Genomic DNA, 24,364 nt, shown 5'->3' with positions numbered 1-24,364 from the left:
TCATTTATGAGTACACAAATTATTGAGAGTAAATCTGAAAAAAGCCCGATGCTACAAATGGTGATGCTTTTATTAGGCCCTGCGGTTATGTTATTTACCTGTTTAATGGATCCGCCATCAGGCATGAGCACAGCGGCTTTTCGTACAGCAGGATTAGCATTTTGGATGGCATCGTGGTGGGTGAGTGAGGTTGTGCCAATTCCTGCTACAGCGTTATTGCCGCTGGTTTTTTCACCGCTTGCGGACATTGCCGCAATAAAAACTGTGGCAGCACCTTATGCGCACCCATTGATATTTTTATTCTTAGGGGGATTTTTAATCTCAATTGCGATGGAACGTTGGGGTCTCCATAAGCGCATTGCTCTGCGTACAATGTTGTATGCTGGCTCAAAACCCAGTTTACAGATCTTGGCTATGATGTTAGTAACTGCTTTTTTATCAATGTGGATGTCTAATACCGCAACAGCAGTGATGATGTTACCAATTGCACTTTCCATTACACACTTAGTTCAAAAATCGAACCCAAATAATAATGGCTTTGGCAAAGCACTGCTTTTAGCAATTGCTTACGGCGCAAGTATCGGCGGGATTGCAACACTAATTGGTACACCACCGAACGCATTAATGGCCGCTTATTTATCTGATAGTTACCAAATTGAAATTGGCTTTGCACAATGGATGATAGTGGGCGTGCCTTTATCGTTAACTATGCTGATCATTTGTTGGGTATGGTTAACTAAATTTGCATATAAAGTAGATAAAACAGATGAGAAAAAGATAAAAGTTGATACTAAGTCACTCTTTAGTGCGCAGTTGAAAGATTTAGGTCTTATGCAACGAGCTGAAAAAGGCGTGTTATGTGTATTTGCTTTTGCGGCGATATGCTGGATATTTAGACCGTTAATTGCGGATTTTTCTGGCTTAAAAATATCTGACACAGGCATCGCAATTGCAGCTGCTTTATTGTTGTTTGTATTACCTGCAAATAAAGGCAGTAACGAGCGCATTTTAGATTGGCCAAGTGCCGCAGGCGTTCCATGGGGAGTGTTATTATTGTTCGGGGGGGGATTAACCCTTGCGGCGCAAATAAAGTCATCAGGTTTAGCTGAATACATAGCACACATGATTGAAGGCGCAAGTGCAATCCCACTTGTATTGAGCGTCTTAGCAATTGCGACATTAATTACCTTTTTAACTGAGATCACTAGTAATACAGCAACAGCCGCTGGATTCTTACCTTTACTTGGTCCTGTTGCTGAATCAGTTACAGGCACACCTTTAGTATGGGTGATCCCTGCAGCAATTGCGTGCAGTTGCGCATTTATGATGCCGGTTGCAACACCGCCAAACGCGATAGTGTTTGGCTCAGGGCAAATACAAATAGGGGATATGATTAAAGCCGGTTTTGTACTAAACCTTATTGCTATTATCTTGATCACTTTAGTGACGATGACTATTGCGGCCTCCGTCTTTAACTTTTAATAACTAAACGAGTTACCCAACTCAAGAGTGCTGTTAAAATTTTAATAGCACTCTTTTTACGTGGTAAAACATTAAGCCATATAATTCTAGTGCGAAACACGTATCTTGAGGTTGCTTGGGTATAGGTATATATTGGTTATACTTTTATCACATACTCAGAGTACGCTTTTGTCTGCTAATACCCAAATTCCTTGTATTGATGTTGTACTATCAGCCCAACTTAATGATATGCAGCAACGTTTTAACGCTACCCCTTATTTACCAATTGCCAAAAGAATCGTGTTACTTAAGCAGTTAAAACGAGTGTTAATTACCTGCGAAAATGAATTGATAGCGGCTACGTCAAAAGATTTCGGTTATCGAACTGAGTTTGATACCGTGTTGGGGGATATTTTACCTACTGTTAAAACCATCTCGCACACTATCTCGCATTTACCAAAGTGGGCGAAAGACTCCCCTCGTAAAGCTGGGCTGAGCTTAGCACCTTCAAAAATTGCAGTAAGCTATCAGGCCAAAGGAGTTGTAGGAATAATATCGCCATGGAATTACCCGATTCAACTTGCAATCGTGCCGGTGATCACTGCGATTGCTGCGGGTAATCGTGTGCTGTTAAAAGTGAGTGAATTTACCCCGCACACAAACCAAGTACTCAAACAAATTTTTACTGATGAACTTGCAGAGCATTGTGCTGTTATAGAGGGGGATGCAACTCTTAGCCAGCAATTTTCGGGGCTACCATTCGCACATTTATTTTTTACTGGATCAACAGCCGTTGGTCGTCATGTTATGACTGCGGCGAGTAAAAACCTCACGCCCGTAACGTTAGAGTTGGGTGGAAAATCGCCTGTTATCATTACCGAAAATGTTGATATTTTAAAAGCTGCGAAAGCTATTTTATTTGGTAAAATGGCCAATGCTGGGCAGATCTGTGTTGCTCCAGACTACATTTTAGTTCCTGAAAAACTTGAGGAGCAGCTGGTAAAAACTTTATGTTCTTTATATAAAAAACATTTTCCGCTGGGTGTTGAGGGCAAAAATTTAACGTCAATTATCAGTGAACAGCATTTTTCTCGATTAACTAACCTGCTCGATGATGCACAACAACGCGGTGCGCAAGTTGTTATGCCGCTTGATGATAATCAATCGGATGAGCAAAAACACCGCCTTGGTCTGCATATAGTGACACACGTTAATGATGATATGTTATTGATGCAAGAAGAGCTTTTTGGTCCAGTATTACCAATTATGAGTTATCAAAGTTTACCTCAAGCACTCGATTATGTTAATCAGCATCCACATCCACTGGCATTGTATGTTATGGGGCAAGATCAGCAGGTAAATCAGCTCGTTCAGGATTCAACACACAGTGGCACTTTTGCTGTTAATGATACACTAATGCAAGTTACTGCGGACGATGCACCTTTTGGTGGTTTGGGGCCTTCAGGAATGGGTAACTATCATGGTGTTGAAGGGTTTTTAACATTTAGCCATGCGCGAAACACATTAAAAACGGGTAGTTTCAACCCAAAGTTAAGTCTATTATTGTCTCAAAATAAGGCATTAATTAAAGTGCTAAAATGGTTGTATTTACGCCCATAAAGAGCGTAAATATAACCATGACTAAGTTATTAGGCGTTTAATATATCTTTTATTAAAACTTGCTAATCTAGGGCGTGTTGACCTTTGTGGATTGAAATTTGTTCAACCTAGGGGCAATTTAATCGCGGCGCGAGGTTTGTAACCTAGCGGGCTCGATAACTGCTCCTGCGTTATTCTACTAGCTCACATCCATGTGAGAATAAGTAAAAACCGAGCAACAAAGAGTCAATCGCCCCTAGAAAGAACCCTTTGGGCAGCGCATGTTTGGCATTTATACTGCGTTATCGCCTATTTATGGGGAACAACCACACTACATAGGCGCTGCCTTGCCTAAATACCAAACATACTGCTGCAAAATCAATCACGAAAGGTCAACACGCCCTAGGGGCTATACCGTTTTCTACTCTTGCAACTTACTTACCCGATGCAGTAATAAAGTGCTAAAACCACCTAGCTAAAACTTAAAACATACGTCCTTCGCCAGCATAGAGTCCAGCCAGAATTCGCTCGTAAAGTACATCGGCTTTCTCTTTTGCCTCGGTAACTTCAGCGGGGAGCATTTTACGCTCATCAAGTTTTCGGCTATGGCTTGCATTTAAATTACCATTATACTCAGCAATGGTATTCCAAATATACGATTTTTCAATGTTCTTTTGTACGCCTAGGCCTTCAAAATACATTAGCGCCATATTAAATTGCGCAAGTGTGTAGTTGTTTCCAGCTGCTTTCTCATACCATCGCATGGCTTGTTTATAATCTTGGCTTACGCCTTCGCCATTAGCATACATTACACCAAGGTTAAATTGAGCTGCAGGCATATTTTTTGCTGCTGCTTGTTTAAAAAGAGTCACAGACATTTGCTTATCAAGTTTTACACCTTTACCTTCTTGGTAAAGAACCGCAAGAGCAAACATTGAATCTACATGTTGCTTTTTGACTCCTTCTTGATAAAGCGCAGCCGCTTTATGGTAGTTACGAACGACGCCGTGACCGTTTTCGTAGAGCTTACCTAATTCGTATATACCAGGTGCAAAGCCTTTATCAGCAAGATAGTTAAACTCTTTTAGCGCTTCTTCAAATTGCCCTTCGTTGGCCGCGCGTATCCCATCTTCAAGTCCTGCATGGGCAACACCATTAATGCCAAGTGCAGCGACCATTAACAATACATTAAACTTAGGTTGCCACATGGCAATATCTCCATTGAGTTTATAACTCTTTAATTTTAGTCCTAACAATAGCAATTGCCTAGCTTGGTTCTAAAAATGATAACGAATAGATATAAGATACAGATATTACAGAAAATTTAAAGAAATAAAAAAAGCCCCTTAGGGGCTTTTTGGGTTCATATCAACCGTCACCGATATGAGCAATGTAGCAAGTAAGTGTGATCTTAAAGTTGTATTACTTGGGTCGAGTAAGCAATACTGCTGAAGCGTCACTATCTTCATCAACAAAGTTGTACTAAAGGGGTCCAGCATCCTTACTGGATATTCTTCCCTAGGGCACTGAGGTCGGTACATTCCATTCACACTAAGCGAAGTATTAATGTGTGGGTTACTCTGTGTTGATGCGAACGATTATTACTTAGTTTAACGTATCAGTCAACAGTTAAATGATAACTATTTACATTTAATTTGTTTTATTTTGAATTGCTCCATTTACACCGGCGAATAAGTTGATTACCGTAGGGTTATTCGTACTCTAATAAAAACTAAAATGTTTATAAAAAATATACGTTTAAACTATAAGCTTGGATTGATTGGGTTAATGCTGCTTAGTTTAGCTGGGTGTTCAGCATCTTTTACCTATAACAATATTGGTTGGTTATCCACATTTTGGATTGATGATTATGTTGATTTAGACAAGCAGCAAAGTAAAACGGTTAAATCGTTAATCAAAGAAATGCGAGATTGGCACCGAAAAACACAGCTACCGTTATACAAAAAAGATCTTATTACATTACAAGAGATACTGTCAGGAACACCATCGAAGAAAATACTTGTTGCACACTTTCAAAATACTAAACAACACTGGCAAATTTTAGTAGAGCATATAAGCATGCCTTTAATTGAAGTTGCCAAAACACTTGATAGTAAACAACGTGCACAGTTTATAGCTGCAATTAGCGACAAAATGAATGAAGAGCAGCAAGAATTTGCAGAGCAAACAGCAAAGGAGCGTTCTGAAGAGCGTTTAAAAGATCAATTAGCAACTTATGCTGATTGGCTGGGAAAATTATCGGCAGAACAAACGCAGCTAATTACAGTGGCTAATAGTGAATTTCAATCAACATTTATATTATGGCAACGCTATAAACAAACGCGGTTAGATGCTTTGAGCACTGCATTTAACTCCGATAAACTCGATAATGATGATTTTACGCGAGAGCTTGGCCGTATTATTAAAAATAGGCACGCATTTATGAGTGAAGAGTTAATTATGCACGATCAACAAAACTTAGCGCGTTATGCGGCATTATTAGTTGATTTAAGGCAAACCTTGTCGGATAAACAGATTAAGCATGCACGTAAGGAGTTTACACAAATGGTTGATGAAATAGACGATTTGATAAATGATTGATATTTTAAGGGATCCAGCCAGATGAAAATACGTAGAATTTCATGGCAGCAAACAATCCCTCTTCGCCACCGTGTTTTATGGCCAAATAAACCTTTAGAGTATTGTCATATACCAGAGGATGACGATGGTTTACATTTTGGGGTATTCGTTGATGATTTATTAGTGTGTGTAGCATCCGTATATTTAACATTAAATAAAGCACGTTTACGCAAGTTTGCCACTGATCCGCAATATCAAAATCAGGGGATAGGATCACAATTGCTTACATTTATCATTACGTTTTTAAAAGGTGGCACTGTTGATTACTTTTGGTGTGATGCCAGAGAGTCTGCTTTAGAGTTTTATAAACGGTTTGATATGCATGTGTGCAGTGAGCGCTTTTTCAAAGGGGAGGTAGCCTACTATAAAATGGAAGTTGCACTTTAGTAACTTTTAGTTCGTCTGAGCGTTATTAGTAGAGGTTAAATGCAGTGATTGGCCTTCTACACTTGAGATATAACCATTTATGTTTAAAATAATAGCCAGTCTCTTCTTAAATTAAGTTTATAAATGGATATTGCGGCCCTTAATAGCACGCTTGCTTTACGTAGTAGAGTTCTTAAGTGGATGTGCCTGTGTCTAGGTGTTCTGTCAGGGATATTTGCGGTATTTAATCTATTAATAAATGACTTTTTAATATTAGGCGCTTTGGAAGTTGTTTTTTCTGTGTATTGTTTTGGTATTTATTTTTATATAACTAAACATGTATTTAAACTTTGGCAGCCTGTCAGTATTTGCACTTTTGTGTCGTTATTAGTTGTGCTGGGTAGTTACTTATCAAGTGTATATAACGCACTTTTTGTTTGGACCCTCGTTTTACCCGTTCTGTATTACTTATTATTGGGAAAGTTGTGGGGCTTTGGTTTGTCAATGTCACTGGCTCTGTTGCAAGCCATCGCATTAATAACAAAAGAAAGTGTGGCTCCATATTCCCCATCGAATCTAGGTTTAAATCTCGCATTTAGCTATGTTACTATTTGGGTTATTGCGCATGTATTTGAAACAAGCCGAGCTAGTTTTTCTAAGCGTTTGGAAGATTTAGCAATGTTAGATCCACTTACAGGCGCTGGGAACCGCTTAGCAATGAATCAATATTTTGAGATTGAACTTAGTGATAAAGAAAATCTTTATACGATGGTAATGGATTTAGATTTTTTTAAGAAAGTAAACGACGAGTTTGGCCATGCAATTGGTGACAGTGTGCTGATTGAAGTAACTAAAATTATCAAATCTCAGTTAACTAAAGAAGGTGCTGTTTTTCGTATTGGTGGTGAAGAGTTTGCCATCTTTGTTGCTCACTCATCGGCGTCTGAGGCGGCAAACATTGCAGAAAATATTAGACATACTATAGAGAATAATAAGCTTATTATTGCAGAGCAATCAGTGTCAATTACAGCAAGTATTGGCGTTATCGCTTACAGTGGCAATGAAACCTTAAAGCAAACAATAAAAGCAGCAGATGATAGGCTCTATCAAGCTAAAAATAACGGACGTAACCAAGTTGTTTTTAATGACCCACCACAGGGAAAGCAACTAAATCAAGCCTCATAATGACGCGACTATTTAATTTCCTTGATACATTAACTCAAACTCTGGAATATTTTGTTCCCACAGAGGCAAGTCTTTTCCTAAATGCTCACGTATTGCATCAAAAAATAGCCGAGTACGAACTGGTAAATCGCGATGTGGATAAACGGCATACATTGCACTGTATTCAGCAAGTTTTAAATGTGTAAGCATAGGCACTAATCGTCCTTCCTTAATTTCATTGCCGATAATAAACGCGGGTGCAAGAACATAAGTTGTTCCAGAAAGGGTTTTATCTAAAAGTACTTCTGCATCATTCGCTCTAAATACGCTTTTAATTTTTTGCTCTTGTGGCAAACCAAACTCATCAACATACTTCACGCCCTCAACGCGCAATGAAGTGCTTGAATAGCTGGCTGCGGGTAAATCAATTAAATCTTCAATTTTTTCAGGCAATCCATACGTTCTAATAAACTCTGGTGATGCCAAAAGTAGTAATCGATTACGGGCAATTTTACGAGCAATTAAGGATGAATCTTTGGGCTCTCCCACCCTAAATGCTAAATCAAACCCTTCAGAGACAATATCGACAAGCCTATCATCTAAGCGTAACTCAACCTCAACCTGCGGAAAGCGTTTTTGAAAATCATTGATCACGGGTTGTAAATAACGCCGTCCAATAATGGTTGAGGATGTGATTTTTAACACGCCGCGCGGTTCTTGGTGATAGTTCTCAGCAAGGCGTACGGTTTCACCTAATAGTTCGCGTAGCTCACTGGCTTTTTTGACCATTTCAGCGCCAGCTGCAGTAAGTGAAAATGAACGAGTGGTTCGATTTAATAAACGAACACCTAAGTCATCCTCAAGACGGCTAATTTGTTTTGAGATCACAGAACGATCAATATTACGGGTTTCAGCTGCTTTAGCAAAAGAGCCACGCTCAACCACTTCTAACAACATTAATAAACGACTCGTAGTATCCATATTTTGCTCATTCAAATTTAATTGGTGCCATATTGGCATTAATGAGTTTTGAAATCTATAGTTTTTGTCCGCAGGTTTGTTCCGTACCATGGATAAATATACTAAAAGGAGCGTCGTCATGAACAAACACTTAATAGCTACTGCAATTTTAGGGGCATCACTTGCTCTGAGCGGATGTGCGGAAGAACCAAGCCAACAAACCAGTCAACAACAGCACTTACAGCCAATTGATGTTGCACAAGTAATTATCAAACCAGTACAAAATTGGCACACTTTCACGACACGACTTGAAGCACCTGAAGAGGTTGCTCTTATGCCACGAGTTGCAGGGGTTATTGATCACATTGCGTTTAAAGAAGGCGATAACGTTAAACAAGGCGATTTACTGTTTAAATTAGATGCTCGTCCATATGCGGCAGTTGTTACCAGCCTTGAAGCACAAGTACAAAGTGCAAAAGCGGCTTTATCTCAAGCGCAAAGCGAAGCGAGAAGAGCGGTAAGGTTAACGCAGCGAAAAGCTATTTCTACCGAGCAAGCTGAATCTCGTACTTCGATGTTACATCAACGAGAAGCTCAGTTAGCAGCATTAAAGGCGCAGCTAGTTTCAGCCAAACTGGATTTAGAATTTACAGATATACGCTCACCGATTGATGGCGTTATCTCCTTAGCAAATATTACCAAAGGTAATAACGTACTGGCTGGGCAAACGGTTTTAACGTCAATCGTGTCAAATCAAACGATGTACGCGTACTTTGATGTAGACGAGCGTACATGGAATAGCGCTTTTAATGATGTAACAGCCAATGATAAACAACAAGTTGTAATGCAAAAGGTCGGTCAACGTGCATTTGCTCACATTGGGTATATTGATTTTATTGATAATCAAATAAACGCAGCAACGGGTACATTACGTGTACGTGCACGCTTTGATGAAAACGAAGCGCTACGCGCGGGGTCATTTGCGCGTATTAAATTAGCCGCCAGCGATGTCACAGAGCAGGTAATCGTGCCAGATAGAGCGATAGGTACCGATTTGAAAAATCGTTTTGTATTGACTGTTGGTGACAATAATATTCTTGAATATAAGCTTGTTACGGTTGGTGAGCGCTACGGTCGTTTTCGCACTATCACATCAGGCTTAAAAACAGGCGATGTGATAGCTGTTAATGGGCCTGCACGTGTGGGACCAGGTATGCCCATTGCGCCAAATCAGATAACGTTAGATACCAAAGGTGTGGCGTTTACGCTCTCGCCAACAGCGCAGCATATTTTAATGGCTAAGAAGTAGGGTAATTTATGAAATTTTCACACTTTTTTATCCAACGGCCAATCTTTGCGGCCATGCTGTCATTAATTATTTTAATTGCTGGTGGTATTTCGTTATTTCAATTACCAGTGAGTGAATACCCTGAAGTTGTGCCTCCAACGGTTGTTGTTACAGCTAACTACCCGGGTGCAAATCCAACGGTAATCGCACAAACTGTTGCCACGCCATTAGAGCAAGAAATTAATGGCGCTGAAAACATGCTGTATATGTTTTCACAAGCGACCAGTGATGGCCGCATGACGTTAACTGTTACGTTTGCGCTCGGTACTGATTTAGATCGTGCTCAAGTGCAAGTGCAAAACCGCGTTAACAGTGCATTGCCACGTTTACCGCAAGAAGTGCAACGCTTAGGCGTTGTGGCTGAAAAGTCATCCCCGGATCTAACCATGGTGGTACATTTGTATTCACCTGAAAAAACCCACGACACCGCTTACCTATCTAATTATGCGGATTTGTATATAAAAGACCAAATTGCACGTTTAAGTGGAGTGGGAGATGTACAGCTTTTTGGTGCTGGGCAATACTCTATGCGTGTATGGTTAAACCCTGATGCACTTGCAGCACGCGAATTAACGGCAATGGATGTGGTAAGCGCACTTCGCGCACAAAATCAACAAGTTGCTGCGGGTAGTTTAGGTGCACAGCCAACCTCAAACGACAGCCAATTTCAGGTGCTACTTAATGTTAAAGGACGTTTAAACAGCATTGAAGAGTTTGAACAGGTGATTATCAAAGTCGGTGAACAAGGCCAACTTACACGCTTAAATGATGTTGCCCGTATTGATTTAGGCCAAAATACGTACTCGTTGCGTGCGGAGCTCAATAATCAACCCGCTTTAGCAATGCCGATATTTCAGCGCCCGGGTTCGAACGCGATAGAGCTTTCAGATCAGGTGCGTGAAACGATGGCACGTTTATCAAACGATTTTCCAAGTGGGGTTGAGTACGACATCGTTTATGATCCTACTGTATTTGTACGTGGATCAATTGATGCTGTAATTACCACGTTACTAGAGGCAATTGCACTTGTTGTTATTGTGGTGGTGTTATTTTTACAAACATGGCGCGCTTCGATAATACCTCTAATTGCTGTGCCAGTATCTTTAATTGGTACGTTTGCTGTGATGCAATGGTTAGGTGTTTCGATAAATACCTTATCGTTATTTGGTTTAGTATTAGCAATCGGTATTGTTGTTGATGATGCCATCGTTGTGGTCGAAAACGTTGAGCGAAATATTGAGCAAGGTCTATCCCCTTTAGAGGCTACCCGTGTAGCAATGAGTGAAGTGACAGGGCCAATTATCGCGATTGCGTTAGTGCTGTGTGCAGTGTTTATTCCAACGGCATTTATTTCTGGGCTTTCAGGTCAATTTTATAAACAGTTTGCGCTAACAATTACGATTTCTACGGTTATATCTGCATTTAACTCACTAACACTGTCGCCAGCATTAGCAGCGTTATTGTTAAAAAGTCACGACGCAAAGCCAGATGCATTGACACGTTTACTTAATCGTTTATTTGGCCGCTGGTTGTTTGCCCCGTTCAATCGAGTGTTCGATCGCGGTGCTAAAGGGTATCAAAAGCTTGTTAAAAAAATGATGCGAATGAGTATGGTGGTAATGGTTGTTTATGTTGCTTTACTCGGCGGTACGTTCAAACTTTTTGATGCTGTCCCGGGTGGCTTTATTCCTGCACAGGATAAACAGTACCTAGTAGCAATTGCTCAATTACCTGACGCAGCAAGCTTAGATCGTACGCAAGATGTAGTAAGACAAATGCAAGAAATAGCGCTGCAAGTGCCCGGTGTTGCTGACACAGTTGCGTTTCCAGGCTTGTCAGTTAATGGCTTTACCAATAGTCCTAACAGCGCCATTGTCTTTACTCCATTAGATGCGTTTAGTGAGCGTACTGATCCAAGTCAGTCTGCGATGGCTATTGCCGCGCAACTTAATCAGCGCTTTAGTGCTATTGATGAGGCCTTTGTTGCTGTTTTCCCGCCGCCGCCAATTCAAGGTTTAGGCACTACAGGTGGTTTTAAACTGCAAATTGAAGATCGTGGTAATAAAGGGTTCGAAACCTTATTTAATAGCTTGCAAACAGTAATTGGAAAGGCACAACAAGATCCTGCTTTAATGGGGTTGTACTCAAGTTTTAGGATTCAGGTTCCGCAAATGGATATTGATATCGACCGTGAACAAGCGCTGATCCAAGGCATCCCATTAGATGAAGTATTTAATGCACTACAAGTATATCTTGGCTCTATGTATGTTAATGACTTTAATATGTTTGGCCGTACTTACCAAGTTAATGCCCAAGCTGATATAGATTATCGCCTTGATCCAGAACAGGTATTAAACCTTAAAGTACGAAATAACCGAGGTAACATGGTACCGCTTGGTTCAGTATTAACGGTAACGCCAACCACAGGTCCTGATCGCGTTATGCATTATAATGGTTACCCAAGTGCAGAGCTTAACGGCAGTCCAGCACCGGGTTATAGCTCAGATCAAGCACAACAGGCTATTGAACTCATTCTGGCTGATAATTTACCCAGTGGCATAGAGTATGAGTGGACAGAAGTGACTTTTCAGCAGATTTTGGCGGGTAATACCATGGTGTATGTCTTCCCATTGGTGGTGTTATTAGTGTTTATGGTATTAGCAGCGCAATATGAAAGCTTACGTTTACCGCTGGCGATTATCTTAATTGTGCCTATGACAATATTCTCTGCGTTAATGGGTGTATGGCTAGTGGGCTCTGATAATAATATTTTCACGCAAATTGCATTAATCGTCTTGGTCGCACTCGCGTCTAAAAATGCGATATTGATGGTGGAGTTTGCGCGCGATAAAAATAACCATGGATTAAGTCATTTTGATGCGATTTTAGAAGCGTGTCGGATGCGATTAAGACCAATCCTCATGACTTCGATTGCCTTTACTGCTGGTGTAATCCCGCTGGTATTAGCAACAGGGGCCGGTGCAGAAATGCGTCATGCGATGGGGAATGCAGTATTTTCAGGCATGATTGGTGTGACGGTATTTGGTTTGTTATTCACGCCAGTATTTTATATTTTGGTCACAAAAAGCAAAGAACACGCGACAGTGGAGCAAGTAAATGAACAGTAATAAGTTGCGTATAACCGCTGTATTGGTTGCGGGGTTGTTAGCCGGTTGTGCTAGTAAAATAGATGAACAGCAACATCAGAGTCAGCTTCAAGAGTTTGTTGCGCAAACACAAATTGCATCTCAGTTAGTAGGTCAAGATGAACTAAATTGGTGGCAACAATTAGATTCGTCACAGCTTAATAACTTGGTTGCAAATGCGCGTGCTAATAATCACGATTTACGAACCAGCCAATTAAAACTGAAAAGTGCACTTGCCCGCTTAGGGGGACAAAAAGCACAATACTTGCCCCAAGGTGGGGTAGGTATTGAAGCAACGCGTAGTAGTTTGGGCGAACTAAATACTCGCCAGTCAGCTGCCAATGCCAATTTTGATTGGCAACTGGATTTATTTGGGAAAGTGACTGCATTAGTTAATGCCAGTAATGCAGGGGCAATGAGTCAAGCAGAGCAAGTACGTGCGCTACATATTGAAGTTGTTGCGTCGGTGGTTAAAGGGTTTGTAAGTTATCAAGGAAATAAGCAAAAACAGCATATTATTGAACTACAAATTGAGGCGCTTAAACAAAGTATAGGTGTATTGCGTGCTCAGGTTGAAGAAGGGATTGCTAATGAGCTTGATTTAAACCGTACTTTAGCGCAGCTAAAGCGCCAGCAAGCATTATTACCGGATATTAAATATGCACAGTTTCGCGACTTAGCAACACTTGCAATGTTATCAGGGCAATTACCGAGTGATATTACATTGATAGATGAGCGTAGTGTACTTGAACGTGGATTTACGGTTAGTTTAGCAAAACCAGGTGATGCAATCGCGCTTCGTCCTGATATTAGCCAAGCGTTATTTGAGTTTAGCCAAGCTCACTCATTAAGCGTAGCGGCAAGTAAAGCGTTGTTACCAGATATTAGTTTAAGTGCGTTTGCAGGTGTATTGAGTTTAGATAATAATCGATTGTCAGATACACAGCAGCAATGGCAAGTTGCACCACAAATAAAGTGGTCATTATTAAGTTACCCGGCTTTATTAGCCCAGCGTGATGCACAACAATACTTGAGTGAAGCCGCTTACAGTCAATATCAACACGTTGTGTTAAATGCAATGAGTGAAAGTGAACTATCATTGCAATTATTAGTAAAGCAAAGTCAGCAGCAAGTCTATGCAAAACAACGCTTTGATTTTGCCAATAGTGCCTTTTTACAAGCGCAGGCTATGTATCAAGAAGGGCAAATACCATACTTAGAGTTGTTAGATGCGCGACAGGATGTTTTAATAGCGCAAGAAAATGCAATTGACTCAACGATTTCATCATTACTTGCCAAGGTAGATACCTATCAAGTATTTAATGGTCGTTGGAGTTATGTGTTAGTTAATTAGCCAATGTAGAGTTATTGATGCCACATACTGATTTTTTATCGCCAATTCCCGCAACTATGCGCGCGATTGCGCTACTTGAGCCCAACGAGCAGATCGATTTATCTGAGTTGGAATTGCCTGTGCCAGAAATTGTAGACAATGAACTGCTGATCAAAGTTGAGTATGTTGGCTTAAATCCCGTTGATGCATACTTTGCTAAACAGGGCTTTTGCAAATGGCAATACCCCCACACTCTTGGCTTAGATGCTGTGGGGGTGGTTGTTAAAGCTCGTAAGGGGATATTCCCTGAGATAGGCTCACGGGTAATGTGGCATGGTAATATTGGTGAGCAAGGCGTGCTGTCTGAATACGCCAAAGTTCCTAATTATGCTGTGTCACTAATACCAGATGAAGTCACATTTAGCGATGCTGCGGTGTTACCTTGTGCGGGGATGTCAGCGTTAATTGCGCTTGATAAATTGCAATTGACAGAGGGCGATTCAATCCTGATTGAAGCCGGCGCAGGTGCTGTTGGTCAATTTGCTATTCAGTTTGCCAAGCAACGTGGTGCCACTGTTTTTACAACGGCAAGTAAGCGAAATCATAAACTTGTTAAAAAACTGGGTGCTGATGCTGTGTTTGATTATACCGATAAAAAACTCAGTGAAAAAATCAAAAAAGAGTTAGGCCCACAAGGTTTTGATGCGGTACTGGATTCAATTGGTGGTGAAACAACAGTGCGTAATGTTGAATTAATGCGATTTTGTGGTCGTATAGCCTGTTTAAATCCACTGCCTAAATTTGAGCAAGAGTTGATGTTTAGGCGAGCGCCTAATATTGGTATTGTTTCATTAGGAGGGGCATGGCTGGCTAATAGCTTGTGCGCTCAACAGCGAATGAGTTTTATGGGAAATTTATTGCTCGAAAATATGGCGCAAGGCACACTCATGACCCCTGCTATTACGGCAGTTAAATTTGATGCAATAAGTATTTCCAATGCACTCAATATGCAAGTTAATGGGGGGTTTACCGGTAAGCAAATAGTGCAGGTTAACCATACTTAACTATCCTTGTTCGCGAGAAATAAAAACGAAGAAGCCCCGAATATCAACGGGGCTTTTTTAGTTAAAGGTAAATAGCTCTGATCTCGGTTATGCACTATTATCCGAATATGTGGGGAAAGGGTATAAATACAGGGATGTAATGCGCTACTGCAAGCTGCGAGTCAACAGTTTGATGTAATAAGTGCAATTACTTCACAAGACAATACCGCTTCCAAACGAGTCTTTAAAAAGCTGGACTTTAGTGATTATACTAAGGTGTTCATAAGCCCCGATGCACTCGCTATTAATGTATTTTTGAAGACCTTTTAATGGTGTGCAACTGAGCTGCTACTTGTAAATTAATGGTATGCCAGGTTTTTTCTAGGCTAGCAACAAGCCCTTCATAATCATTCTCAACTAAGGGAGTTAGCTCACTAAAATAGTGAACCGCTTGTAAAGAACGACCTTGCTCAAATGAGGTATAGTAAAGACGCCAAAGCCCAGCTATATCTGCATTACCTTGTTTATCACCATAAAAGTGGTGTAGCTCATATTCTAATTCATAATAGCTTTGTTGATCTTTATCAGTGATCACAGGCAAGCCTTTGACAACCATCCAATCATCAAGCGCGGTAAACAAAGTCTGATGACTGCTTGCTGTAAGCATTTGATCAGGTGCTTCACTCCATAAATGATAATTAGCCGCATTGATTTGGTTATTATCTATTTTCATTGCAATTCCACGATTGTTTAACGCGCCGCGTAAAGTAACAGTATTAATACGTAACTGTGTTGAGGTATCAATACTATTTCGTTGAATTGGCTTGATAGCCTGCTCGAATTGATAATATTCAATAGATGAATTAAGTGACTGACTGCATCCGGTTAATAATGTCAGACTTATTGCTATTAGCACTTTAGCGATGAAAGTATATGGCATTATTGTTTCCTCGGCGTTGGATCTGCGGGTAATGATTTGTCAAAAATAAACATGTTAGGTTGTTCGTTTAAACCACGAGTTAATGGCTGTAATTCTTCACTCAAACGCTTAAACTCAGACAGTGTTTGTTGTAACTGATGATGAAATTGTGAACCTTGCTGATAACTCGCCATGGTTTTTTCAAATTGTTTCATAGTAATATCAAATTGCTGCATGCTTTTAGTCATTTCAGCAAAATTGCGGTTAAAGTCACCGGGTAAATTTTGTGTATCTTGTTTGCTTAACAACGCACGCATTTCATTAGCCAGTGCTTGGTAATCGGCAAATGTAGACTGCATTTGCGCTAAGCTATCTTCAATTTTTAAACTGTTTACTTTATTGAGTACATCAGAGACTTGATCTGCAAGCACCGTAATACCACTGGAAACACTGGGAAACACTTGGTATTGAGCAATAGATGTGAGTTGAGCTTCAGGTGTATCGTGATAAATATCAAAATCAACATACACAGCACCCGTAAGTAAATTTCCCGGCTTTAATGACGCACGCAGACCGTTTTTAATCCAACCATCAACACTGCTTTTCCAAAACTCTTTAGCCGAAGCACTGTCGTGATACATACGGCCGTACTCTATTTTTATAAGTGCAGGAACTGCGGTGTTATCTGTTTTAAAATGAGCGGGTTTACCGTCAATAATAACATTTGCTGGCGCCTCTACTACAGTGCCAACACGCATGCCTCTGTATTCAACAGGTGCACCCGCACGTAGACCACGTATTGATTGTTCAAATTCAATTAAGTAATAATCAAAATCATAAAAACGTTCTTCAAGAGCATCTTGATAGCTGTTACTTAAAGAAAAACCATGGCCGTCTTGGGCAAAGTCACCCGGCGCTTGTTGTTCTGGTAAACCGACCGAAATTCCCCCTTTTAATAACTTACTCAATGAGCCTGTTTTGAAGTTAATTCCATCAGCTGATAAATCAATTTCAATACCCGAGTTGACCCAAAAAATAGAATTCAGAGTGATCAAATTTTGATAAGGTTCATTGATAAAAATACCATACTTCATGGCTTGATTTTTCCAATCAAAAGTCGCCGTTTCAATTTGGCCAATTTTATAGTTTTTAAAGAAAATTCCGGTGCTGACCTCCATGACTTCTGCATTAAAGCTTTGTAATGTGAAACGACCCCCTTTAACATCTTTACCTATTAGCGCAGGTTCATCTTGTAAATCAAAACGGTCGGTGATGTTTTTACTTTCTCCTGGGGCGAATTCCAAGTAAACACCGGATAATAATGTACTCATACCACTGATCCCCGTTTCATCAATACGCGGCTTGACAACCCATATAGTGGCGTCATCAGTAAGTAAGCTATCATAATGTTTATCTATTTGTGCTCGTGCAATAACACTGTTTTTGTCACTAGAGAGACGAACATGATCAATATGGCCAATTTTTACGCTGCGTACTTTTATTTCTGTTTTACCCGCAACAATACCCTCAGCTTGAGGCATCGAGATGTAGATAGTGGCACCTTTACTTGCTTGATACTGATATAGCATCCATGCGCCAACCAATAAAGCAATAATAGGAATTATCCAAATACCTGAAATAGTTGGCTCTTTTTTGATGTTAGCTATTTCACTCATGTTTTTTCTCTAATTGGTTGTGTTTATTATCATTGCTTGGAGAATCCCATAATAGTCGAGGATCAAATGCGTGCGCTGCCAACATTTGGCAAATTACCATAACTGTAAAAAATATTGTGCCTATACCGGGGGTTACCGACATTAAATTCCCAAGTTGGACTAAGGCTACTAAAATTGCCACAACAAATACATCAATCATAGACCAGCGTCCTATAAACTCAGTTAATAAGTATACCTTGGTATAGCCTTTTGTTTGGCTATTTGCCGGTTTACTAACTAATAAACATAAAAGCGTAAGGATTAATGCTTTTGCTAAAGGCACGACTACACTGGCTAAAAAAATGATTAGCGCAATAGGATAAGAGCCCGCTTGCCACAATACTATTACGCCACCAATTAAGGTAGAGGGGGATTCATCTCCCAAGCTGGTGGTGTACATTATAGGGAAAATATTGGCTGGGATATAACACGCAACGGAAGTAATAAGCCATGCAGCAGCTTTTTGTACACTATGGGGATTACGTATATGTGTTTTTGTGTTGCACCGAGTACAGTATTGAGAGTCACTCAGTTGATGGCAAACATGGCATGAACGTACGTTATTATCTATTGCTCGGTGACTATGATGAACGTATTTAATCGCTTTTATTGGTTGAACTTGATCCCACAGTCGCCTGTGATTGAGTTGCGTAAGCGTAGCAATATAAAAAATAACAAATGCCACATAAGCCCAAAAACTCACCCCAAAACTAATATCAGCCATGGACATAATTTTAACCATACTGACTAACACACCAATTAAAAATATTTCAGACATGACCCAAGGTTCAATGGCTAATGTATATTTAAGCAATCGTTTGGCAAAACCATAAGGAAGTACTTTCAATAAACCTAAATGCAATGGGATTAATGTTACCAATAACGCCATAGGCAAACCGATAATACTCAGATCAATAAAAATGCCAAGTAAATCACTGTCGTAGTTAAAAAGTATGCGAGCCGCGTCGGGAAGGGTTATAGTTTGGGTAATACCACTACTGCTAAATGAGATAAAAGGGTAGAACATACTACTGAGTAGCATGATAAGCGAGCTCAGACTTAAGGCTACTATTCGTGCATCGTTATTTAGGTTTGCAGAGCAAAGCTTAGTGTGGCAGTGTGGACAAACAGCCACTTGCTTAGCAGCTATCCGAGGAACTTCGATAATTAAATCACAGTTAGGGCAAGCTGTTTGCAAATTAATATCCACTGACAAGTAATATAAGACAAGTTTGCATCAATTATATTGTAAATACAATTACCTGATAAATTTACTTGGCAAATATCTCTTAACACTGTAAGCGTCGGTGTTTGATTTTATAAGGTTTAATATGAAATATTTATTAGCAATATTGTTTGTTTTATTTAGTATTGATTCACTTGCTTTAAGTGCCCCAAAGCTAACTGATCGAATTACAATTGCTGCGAGCGCATCACTGCCTCCATATGTTTTTAGTGATGATAGTACGGGTTTACAACTAGAAATTCTTAAATCAGCCTTTAAAAGTCAAGGTATAACCAATTTAGAAATCGTCTATATGTCTAATAAGCGTGCAGAGCAGCTGCTTGAGCAAAGAAAAATTGATGTTGCTCTAAATTACGCTGGTGGATACTCGCGGGGGATTTATTCAAGTGATAGCTTACTTGCGTATCAAAATGTTGCGGTTAGTCTCAAAAAGAACGATTACATAATAAATACAATTTATGACTTAACAGGGAAGAGCGTATTAGCATTTCAAAATGCAACGGCATTTTTACCAGCTCCATTTAAAACTATTACCACAAGATTACAATTTTATGATGAAGTGGTAAATCAGGCTGCGCAGGTTGATAACTTATTAAAAGAATGGGTTGATGTGATTGTGCTTGAAAAACGGGTTTTCTTGTATTATTTCCAGCAATACCAGAAAAAGCACGCACTGGCGCAGGTGATTACTATCCATCCTATTTTTAAAGAAGCTCCTCGTCCGGCATACTTCAATAGCCAAGTATTACAAGAAGTCTTTGATATGGGGCTTACCCATATCAAAGAAAATGGTGAGTACCGTGCAATTATGGCTTTTGAAGGCAGTGATTATGCGCAAGTAGTCAATCCAGAATTAATCAAATAACGCAACGGTTTGACGAGTAAGCGCGATTAATTCTCCTGACTGTGACCAGATACAGCCATCCTCTAAGCCATAACCATGTTTACAATGCTGTGTTATTGCCTCAAAGCCAAGCCATTGCTGCGCACCTAACTGCGGCATTTGTACAAACTCCAAATACCAAGACATACTACTTGCAGGAGCAGGCTGCTTAAACATTTGTAGTAATGTTGGCGGCCATGCATCCGTCAAAGCAATAATATGGGCTTCGGTTATTTCATTCGGCGATTCTTTTAATCGCATCCAGCCACCTAAGTGCGATGTATCTGCACCAGCAAACGGCATAGCGCCTTGTTGTGGGCACAAATCAACATGCTGAAAAAATTCCGGCATCGCGCCTGACTTAAAAGGCAAAGTGTAACGTGGATCAACAGGTTTCAAGTCCATCGTTTTAGTAACAGGCACATTAATTGCTGAATCACGGGGTTTAGCGAAGCATGCTTGTACTACTACACTCACTTGATTATTTTGCACTGCCTTTGCTAATACTTGCGTACTGCTTTTACCTTCTCTTAAAACCTCTACTATTAACGAAAACTCAGTATCAGCTAATAAAGGACCGACAAAGTTCGTACTTATTGATAGTAATCGACGACTTGCTTCAACTTGTTGGCGCATTGCTTGATAAAGTAAAGACGCTGAAAGCCCCCCAAACGCTGTTCTGCCTTGGCACCAATTAGCCGGAAATTGCATTGTTGCTTTGGCTTGTTCGTGGGCTGGCATAAGGCCAATATGTGCGGCGCTTTGAAGGAGTTGATCGAAATGCATAGCAGTTCCTTGTGTAATGATTATTTATTATTGCAATTTTATAGCACGGAAAAACTCATCAGACCAGTTTGTGTGTGGGTTGATTGACGCAAAAAACATCAATCCATACAATTATCAGGGTTATTTGCAAAATAAATGATAAAAAATCACTTTTTTTTCATTTTTACAGTTGAATTCAGTTCTGTGCATCCCTATTTACTAGTCATCGAACGTATTAATGAATTTTGAAGTTGGAGATGTTTCATGGGTAAAATTATTGGAATCGATTTAGGTACTACAAACTCTTGTGTTGCAGTACTAGACGGCGGTAAAGCACGCGTAATTGAAAACGCGGAAGGCGATCGCACAACACCATCAATTATTGCTTACACGCAAGATGGTGAAACACTTGTTGGTCAACCTGCAAAACGCCAAGCAGTGACAAACCCAACCAACACATTATTTGCGATTAAGCGTCTGATCGGTCGTCGTTTTGAAGACGAAGAAGTACAACGCGATATCGGCATCATGCCTTTTAAAATCATCAAAGCAGATAACGGTGATGCATGGGTTGAAGCCGGCGGTGAAAAACGCGCAGCACCACAAATTTCAGCTGAAGTTTTGAAAAAAATGAAAAAAACCGCTGAAGATTTCCTTGGCGAAGAAGTAACAGAAGCCGTTATAACTGTTCCTGCATACTTTAACGATTCACAGCGCCAAGCAACAAAAGATGCTGGCCGTATTGCGGGTCTTGAAGTTAAGCGTATTATCAATGAGCCTACAGCCGCAGCACTTGCTTACGGTATGGATAAAAATAAAGGCGAAAACATTGTTGCAGTATATGACTTAGGTGGTGGTACTTTCGATTTATCAATCATTGAGATTGATGAAGTTGAAGGCGAGCACACATTTGAAGTACTTGCTACCAATGGTGACACTCACTTAGGTGGTGAAGATTTCGATAACCGTGTTATTAACTACTTAGTAGCTGAATTCAAGAAAGATCAAGGTCTAGACTTAAAGACTGACCCACTTGCAATGCAACGTGTTAAAGAAGCTGCTGAAAAAGCAAAAATTGAGCTTTCATCTGCACAATCTACAGAAGTAAATCTTCCGTATGTAACTGCTGATGCATCAGGTCCTAAGCATATGAACGTGAAATTAACACGTGCTAAGCTTGAGTCACTGGTTGAAGACTTAGTACTTAAATCAATTGAACCACTTAAGCGTGCTCTAGCGGATGCTGATTTAACTGTTAGCGACATCAACGACATTATTCTTGTTGGTGGCCAAACACGTATGCCACTAGTACAAAAAACAGTAACGGAGTTCTTTGGTAAAGAGCCACGTAAAGATGTTAACCCTGATGAAGCAGTTGCAGTAGGCGCAGCGATTCAAGGTGGCGTGCTAGCTGGTGACGTTAAAGATGTACTATTACTAGACGTTTCTCCACTGTCTCTAGGTATCGAGACAATGGGTTCAGTAATGACTGCGTTAATTGAGAAAAACACGACGATTCCTACTAAGAAATCGCAAACTTTCTCAACAGCTGAAGATAACCAAGCAGCGGTAACGATTCACGTACTACAAGGTGAGCGTAAACGTTCAAGTGACAATAAGTCTTTAGGTCAATTTAACCTAGAAGGTATTCGTCCAGCACAACGTGGTACACCACAAATCGAAGTAACATTCGATGTAGATGCTGATGGTATCTTACATGTATCTGCAAAAGATAAAGATACAGGTAAAGAGCAAAAAATTACAATTCAAGCATCTTCAGGTTTAAGTGATGAAGAAGTTGAAAAAATGGTTCGTGATGCTGAAGTTAATGCCGAAGAAGATAAAAAATTCGAAGAGCTTGTAGCAGCACGTAACCAAGCTGATGCAATGGTTCACGGTACACGTAAGCAAATTGAAGAAGCGGGCGATGCACTTCCAGCCGAAGATAAAGACGCTATCGAAGCCGCTGTAGTAGATTTAGAAGCCGCTATTAAGAGTGACAAAAAAGACGAGATTGAAGCAAAAACTCAAGCTCTAGCTGAAAAGTCACAAAAATTAATGGAAATTGCACAAGCTAAAGCCCAACAAGGCAGCGCTGATGCAGGCGAGCAACAGCAACAACAGTCAGCTAAACAAGATGACGACGTAGTTGATGCTGAGTTCGAAGAAGTAAAAGACGACAAGTAATTGTTGTTAGCGCTTCGCCTAACTAAAAACACGATGAATAGTGTCATGATTTAAGTTAGGATGAACACCTTAGGCGCGCAGGCAAAAGCTTGACGCGCCTTTTGCATGTAAATTAGATGGTAAATCGATGTGATTTATCGGTTTATCCGCAGCCAAGCTGCAGTAAGAAAAGAGTAGTGTGATAGATATGTCAAAACGCGATTATTATGAAGTCCTTGGAGTGGCAAAAGATGCCAGCGAAAGAGACGTTAAAAAAGCGTATAAACGCTTAGCGATGAAATATCATCCAGACCGTACCGCAGGCGATAAAGAACTTGAAACTAAGTTCAAGGAAGTTAAAGAAGCCTACGAGATTTTAACCGATGCTCAAAAACGTCAAATGTATGATCAATACGGTCATGCTGCATTTGAACAAGGTGGCGGCGGCGGTGGTCATGGTGGCCACGGTCAAGGTGATTTTGGTGACATCTTCGGTGATGTATTTGGTGATATTTTTGGTGGCGGCGGTGGTCGACGTCAATCACGTCAACAACGCGGTTCCGATTTACGTTACAACATGGACTTAAGCTTAGAAGAAGCGGTTCGTGGTAAAGAAGTTGAAATTAAAGTACCCACTTGGGTAAGCTGCTCGCCATGTGACGGCAGTGGTGCAAAAGCGGGATCTAAACCTAAAACATGTACAACGTGTCATGGTGCAGGCCAAGTGCAAATGCGCCAAGGTTTCTTTGCTGTACAGCAAACATGCCCGACATGTCAGGGGACTGGTCAGATTATTTCTGATCCATGTAACAGCTGCCATGGCCAAGGTCGTGTAGAAAAAACTAAAACATTATCAGTTAAAATTCCTGCGGGCGTTGATACTGGCGACCGTATCCGTTTATCGGGTGAAGGTGAAGCAGGCGTGCACGGTGCACCAGCTGGGGACTTATATGTTCAAGTATCAGTGCGTGAACACCGCATATTTGAACGTGATGGCAATAACCTTTATTGCGAAGTACCCATTGGCTTTACAACAGCGGCATTGGGCGGTGAAATTGAAGTACCTACCTTAGATGGTCGTGCTAAATTAAAAATCCCAACAGAAAGTCAAACAGGCAAAATGTTCCGCATGCGCGGTAAAGGTGTTAAGTCTGTACGCAGCGGCGCTATAGGCGATTTAATTTGTAAGGTAGTAATTGAAACGCCAGTGAACTTAAATGAGCGCCAACGTGAATTACTCCAAGAGCTTGAGCAAAGTATGGGTAAGGATGGTTCAAAAAATCGTCCAAAAGAAAAAGGCTTTTTTGATGGTGTAAAAAAGTTCTTTGATGACCTGACGAAGTAATAACTCATTACTCATAAAATGGCGCTAATTAGCGCCATTTTTTGTTTGAAAACTTTATTATTAATTTACAAATTACCCCACCTAAAAGTAACTTGCTTGATAAAAAGTTAAATTTAAAAAAAAACAGTTAATTAACATCTATGAAATATGCAAAGAACGAATACCTCATCTAAGCAGTCAATAACGGTTAACTCATCAACTCTACCTACTAAAAAACATACCTATAACAGGTAATTACATCTCGTTTTTGCTTTATTTTGTATAC

Annotated in this window: 18 protein-coding genes; 12 read left to right on the top strand and 6 right to left on the bottom strand. The window is 40.3% G+C overall.

The window, feature by feature from the left end; translation table 11 throughout:
- Positions 1-6 precede the first annotated feature (6 nt).
- Positions 7-1,482: an SLC13 family permease gene (locus tag A7967_RS08210; protein WP_054454049.1), complete on the top strand. Its 1,476-nt coding sequence runs from the start codon at positions 7-9 to the stop codon at positions 1,480-1,482.
- A gap of 228 nt (positions 1,483-1,710) precedes the next feature.
- A complete protein-coding gene (locus A7967_RS08205) occupies positions 1,711-3,081 on the top strand; it encodes a coniferyl aldehyde dehydrogenase (protein WP_054205065.1) in 1,371 nt (456 codons plus the stop codon).
- Between the two features lie 461 nt (positions 3,082-3,542).
- Here A7967_RS08205 and A7967_RS08200 read toward each other — a convergent pair whose 3' ends face one another.
- Complete coding sequence (locus tag A7967_RS08200) at positions 3,543-4,268, bottom strand: tetratricopeptide repeat protein (protein WP_054204970.1); 726 nt, start codon at positions 4,266-4,268, stop codon at positions 3,543-3,545.
- Between the two features lie 580 nt (positions 4,269-4,848).
- On the opposite strand from A7967_RS08200, the gene A7967_RS08195 reads away from it, so the two are divergent.
- The 3 genes from A7967_RS08195 to A7967_RS08185 all read left to right on the top strand — a co-directional run bounded on the left by A7967_RS08195 (position 4,849) and on the right by A7967_RS08185 (position 7,251).
- The gene (locus A7967_RS08195; protein WP_244507094.1) at positions 4,849-5,661 is read left to right on the top strand and encodes a DUF6279 family lipoprotein; all 813 of its coding nucleotides are present in this window, start codon (positions 4,849-4,851) and stop codon (positions 5,659-5,661) included.
- A gap of 21 nt (positions 5,662-5,682) precedes the next feature.
- Positions 5,683-6,087, top strand: coding sequence for a GNAT family N-acetyltransferase (locus A7967_RS08190; RefSeq protein WP_054204968.1), 405 nt, complete (start codon positions 5,683-5,685; stop codon positions 6,085-6,087).
- A 123-nt stretch (positions 6,088-6,210) separates the two neighbouring features.
- Positions 6,211-7,251 (top strand): GGDEF domain-containing protein, encoded by a 1,041-nt coding sequence (locus tag A7967_RS08185; RefSeq protein WP_064435621.1) that lies wholly within the window; start codon positions 6,211-6,213, stop codon positions 7,249-7,251.
- 12 nt (positions 7,252-7,263) lie between these two features.
- On the opposite strand, the gene A7967_RS08180 is transcribed toward A7967_RS08185, so the two are convergent.
- Positions 7,264-8,211 carry a LysR family transcriptional regulator gene (locus A7967_RS08180; RefSeq protein WP_054205064.1) on the bottom strand — a complete coding sequence of 316 codons (948 nt, stop codon included), beginning with the start codon at positions 8,209-8,211 and terminating at the stop codon, positions 7,264-7,266.
- Between the two features lie 118 nt (positions 8,212-8,329).
- Between A7967_RS08180 and A7967_RS08175 the strand changes: the two genes are divergently transcribed.
- The 4 genes from A7967_RS08175 to A7967_RS08160 are packed head-to-tail and all read left to right on the top strand — an operon-like array spanning position 8,330 to position 15,081.
- On the top strand, positions 8,330-9,499 hold the full coding sequence (locus tag A7967_RS08175) for an efflux RND transporter periplasmic adaptor subunit (protein WP_064435620.1): 1,170 nt from the start codon (positions 8,330-8,332) through the stop codon (positions 9,497-9,499).
- A gap of 8 nt (positions 9,500-9,507) precedes the next feature.
- Positions 9,508-12,666 carry an efflux RND transporter permease subunit gene (locus tag A7967_RS08170; RefSeq protein ID WP_054204965.1) on the top strand — a complete coding sequence of 1,053 codons (3,159 nt, stop codon included), beginning with the start codon at positions 9,508-9,510 and terminating at the stop codon, positions 12,664-12,666.
- Positions 12,656-14,038, top strand: coding sequence for a TolC family protein (locus tag A7967_RS08165; RefSeq protein ID WP_064435619.1), 1,383 nt, complete (start codon positions 12,656-12,658; stop codon positions 14,036-14,038). Before A7967_RS08170 ends, A7967_RS08165 begins: the two co-directional genes overlap by 11 nt.
- A 17-nt stretch (positions 14,039-14,055) precedes the next feature.
- Positions 14,056-15,081, top strand: a complete 1,026-nt coding sequence (locus tag A7967_RS08160; protein ID WP_064435618.1) for a zinc-binding dehydrogenase — start codon at positions 14,056-14,058, stop codon at positions 15,079-15,081.
- Positions 15,082-15,364: 283 nt separating this feature from the next.
- Here A7967_RS08160 and A7967_RS08155 read toward each other — a convergent pair whose 3' ends face one another.
- Genes A7967_RS08155 through A7967_RS08145 form a run of 3 tightly spaced genes read right to left on the bottom strand, consistent with a single transcriptional unit; the run spans position 15,365 to position 18,892 of the window.
- Entirely contained in the window at positions 15,365-16,000 is a 636-nt protein-coding gene (locus tag A7967_RS08155) for a PqiC family protein (RefSeq protein ID WP_054204962.1), read from the bottom strand.
- Positions 16,000-17,655, bottom strand: coding sequence for an intermembrane transport protein PqiB (pqiB, locus tag A7967_RS08150; protein WP_054204961.1), 1,656 nt, complete (start codon positions 17,653-17,655; stop codon positions 16,000-16,002). Before pqiB ends, A7967_RS08155 begins: the two co-directional genes overlap by 1 nt.
- Positions 17,648-18,892, bottom strand: a complete 1,245-nt coding sequence (locus tag A7967_RS08145) for a paraquat-inducible protein A (RefSeq protein WP_054205063.1) — start codon at positions 18,890-18,892, stop codon at positions 17,648-17,650. The genes pqiB and A7967_RS08145 overlap by 8 nt, the downstream gene beginning before the upstream one ends.
- A 133-nt stretch (positions 18,893-19,025) precedes the next feature.
- Between A7967_RS08145 and A7967_RS08140 the strand changes: the two genes are divergently transcribed.
- On the top strand, positions 19,026-19,805 hold the full coding sequence (locus A7967_RS08140) for a substrate-binding periplasmic protein (protein WP_082355649.1): 780 nt from the start codon (positions 19,026-19,028) through the stop codon (positions 19,803-19,805).
- Here the strand turns inward: A7967_RS08140 and A7967_RS08135 are convergent.
- Positions 19,794-20,609, bottom strand: a complete 816-nt coding sequence (locus A7967_RS08135; protein ID WP_054204960.1) for a thioesterase family protein — start codon at positions 20,607-20,609, stop codon at positions 19,794-19,796. The genes A7967_RS08140 and A7967_RS08135 overlap by 12 nt on opposite strands.
- A 243-nt stretch (positions 20,610-20,852) precedes the next feature.
- On the opposite strand from A7967_RS08135, the gene dnaK reads away from it, so the two are divergent.
- Both dnaK and dnaJ read left to right on the top strand, forming a co-directional pair.
- Positions 20,853-22,775: a molecular chaperone DnaK gene (dnaK, locus tag A7967_RS08130; RefSeq protein ID WP_064435617.1), complete on the top strand. Its 1,923-nt coding sequence runs from the start codon at positions 20,853-20,855 to the stop codon at positions 22,773-22,775.
- A gap of 187 nt (positions 22,776-22,962) precedes the next feature.
- Positions 22,963-24,099, top strand: a complete 1,137-nt coding sequence (dnaJ, locus tag A7967_RS08125; RefSeq protein ID WP_054204958.1) for a molecular chaperone DnaJ — start codon at positions 22,963-22,965, stop codon at positions 24,097-24,099.
- The last annotated feature ends 265 nt before the right edge of the window (positions 24,100-24,364 follow it).

Origin of the sequence: Pseudoalteromonas neustonica, from assembly GCF_001653135.1 — a bacterium.
Taxonomy (GTDB): Bacteria; Pseudomonadota; Gammaproteobacteria; order Enterobacterales; family Alteromonadaceae; genus Pseudoalteromonas; species Pseudoalteromonas neustonica.
Note: the sequence above shows the minus strand (reverse complement) of the source record. Positions and strands in the feature narration are given on the sequence as shown.

Coding starts and splice junctions, on each gene's coding strand:
- A7967_RS08210 (WP_054454049.1), top strand. CDS start 7: ATGAGTACACAAATTATTGAGAGTAAATCTGAAAAAAGCCCGATGCTA.
- A7967_RS08205 (WP_054205065.1), top strand. CDS start 1,711: ATGCAGCAACGTTTTAACGCTACCCCTTATTTACCAATTGCCAAAAGA.
- A7967_RS08200 (WP_054204970.1), bottom strand. CDS start 4,268: ATGTGGCAACCTAAGTTTAATGTATTGTTAATGGTCGCTGCACTTGGC.
- A7967_RS08195 (WP_244507094.1), top strand. CDS start 4,849: ATGCTGCTTAGTTTAGCTGGGTGTTCAGCATCTTTTACCTATAACAAT.
- A7967_RS08190 (WP_054204968.1), top strand. CDS start 5,683: ATGAAAATACGTAGAATTTCATGGCAGCAAACAATCCCTCTTCGCCAC.
- A7967_RS08185 (WP_064435621.1), top strand. CDS start 6,211: ATGGATATTGCGGCCCTTAATAGCACGCTTGCTTTACGTAGTAGAGTT.
- A7967_RS08180 (WP_054205064.1), bottom strand. CDS start 8,211: ATGGATACTACGAGTCGTTTATTAATGTTGTTAGAAGTGGTTGAGCGT.
- A7967_RS08175 (WP_064435620.1), top strand. CDS start 8,330: ATGAACAAACACTTAATAGCTACTGCAATTTTAGGGGCATCACTTGCT.
- A7967_RS08170 (WP_054204965.1), top strand. CDS start 9,508: ATGAAATTTTCACACTTTTTTATCCAACGGCCAATCTTTGCGGCCATG.
- A7967_RS08165 (WP_064435619.1), top strand. CDS start 12,656: ATGAACAGTAATAAGTTGCGTATAACCGCTGTATTGGTTGCGGGGTTG.
- A7967_RS08160 (WP_064435618.1), top strand. CDS start 14,056: ATGCCACATACTGATTTTTTATCGCCAATTCCCGCAACTATGCGCGCG.
- A7967_RS08155 (WP_054204962.1), bottom strand. CDS start 16,000: ATGCCATATACTTTCATCGCTAAAGTGCTAATAGCAATAAGTCTGACA.
- pqiB (WP_054204961.1), bottom strand. CDS start 17,655: ATGAGTGAAATAGCTAACATCAAAAAAGAGCCAACTATTTCAGGTATT.
- A7967_RS08140 (WP_082355649.1), top strand. CDS start 19,026: ATGAAATATTTATTAGCAATATTGTTTGTTTTATTTAGTATTGATTCA.
- A7967_RS08135 (WP_054204960.1), bottom strand. CDS start 20,609: ATGCATTTCGATCAACTCCTTCAAAGCGCCGCACATATTGGCCTTATG.
- dnaK (WP_064435617.1), top strand. CDS start 20,853: ATGGGTAAAATTATTGGAATCGATTTAGGTACTACAAACTCTTGTGTT.
- dnaJ (WP_054204958.1), top strand. CDS start 22,963: ATGTCAAAACGCGATTATTATGAAGTCCTTGGAGTGGCAAAAGATGCC.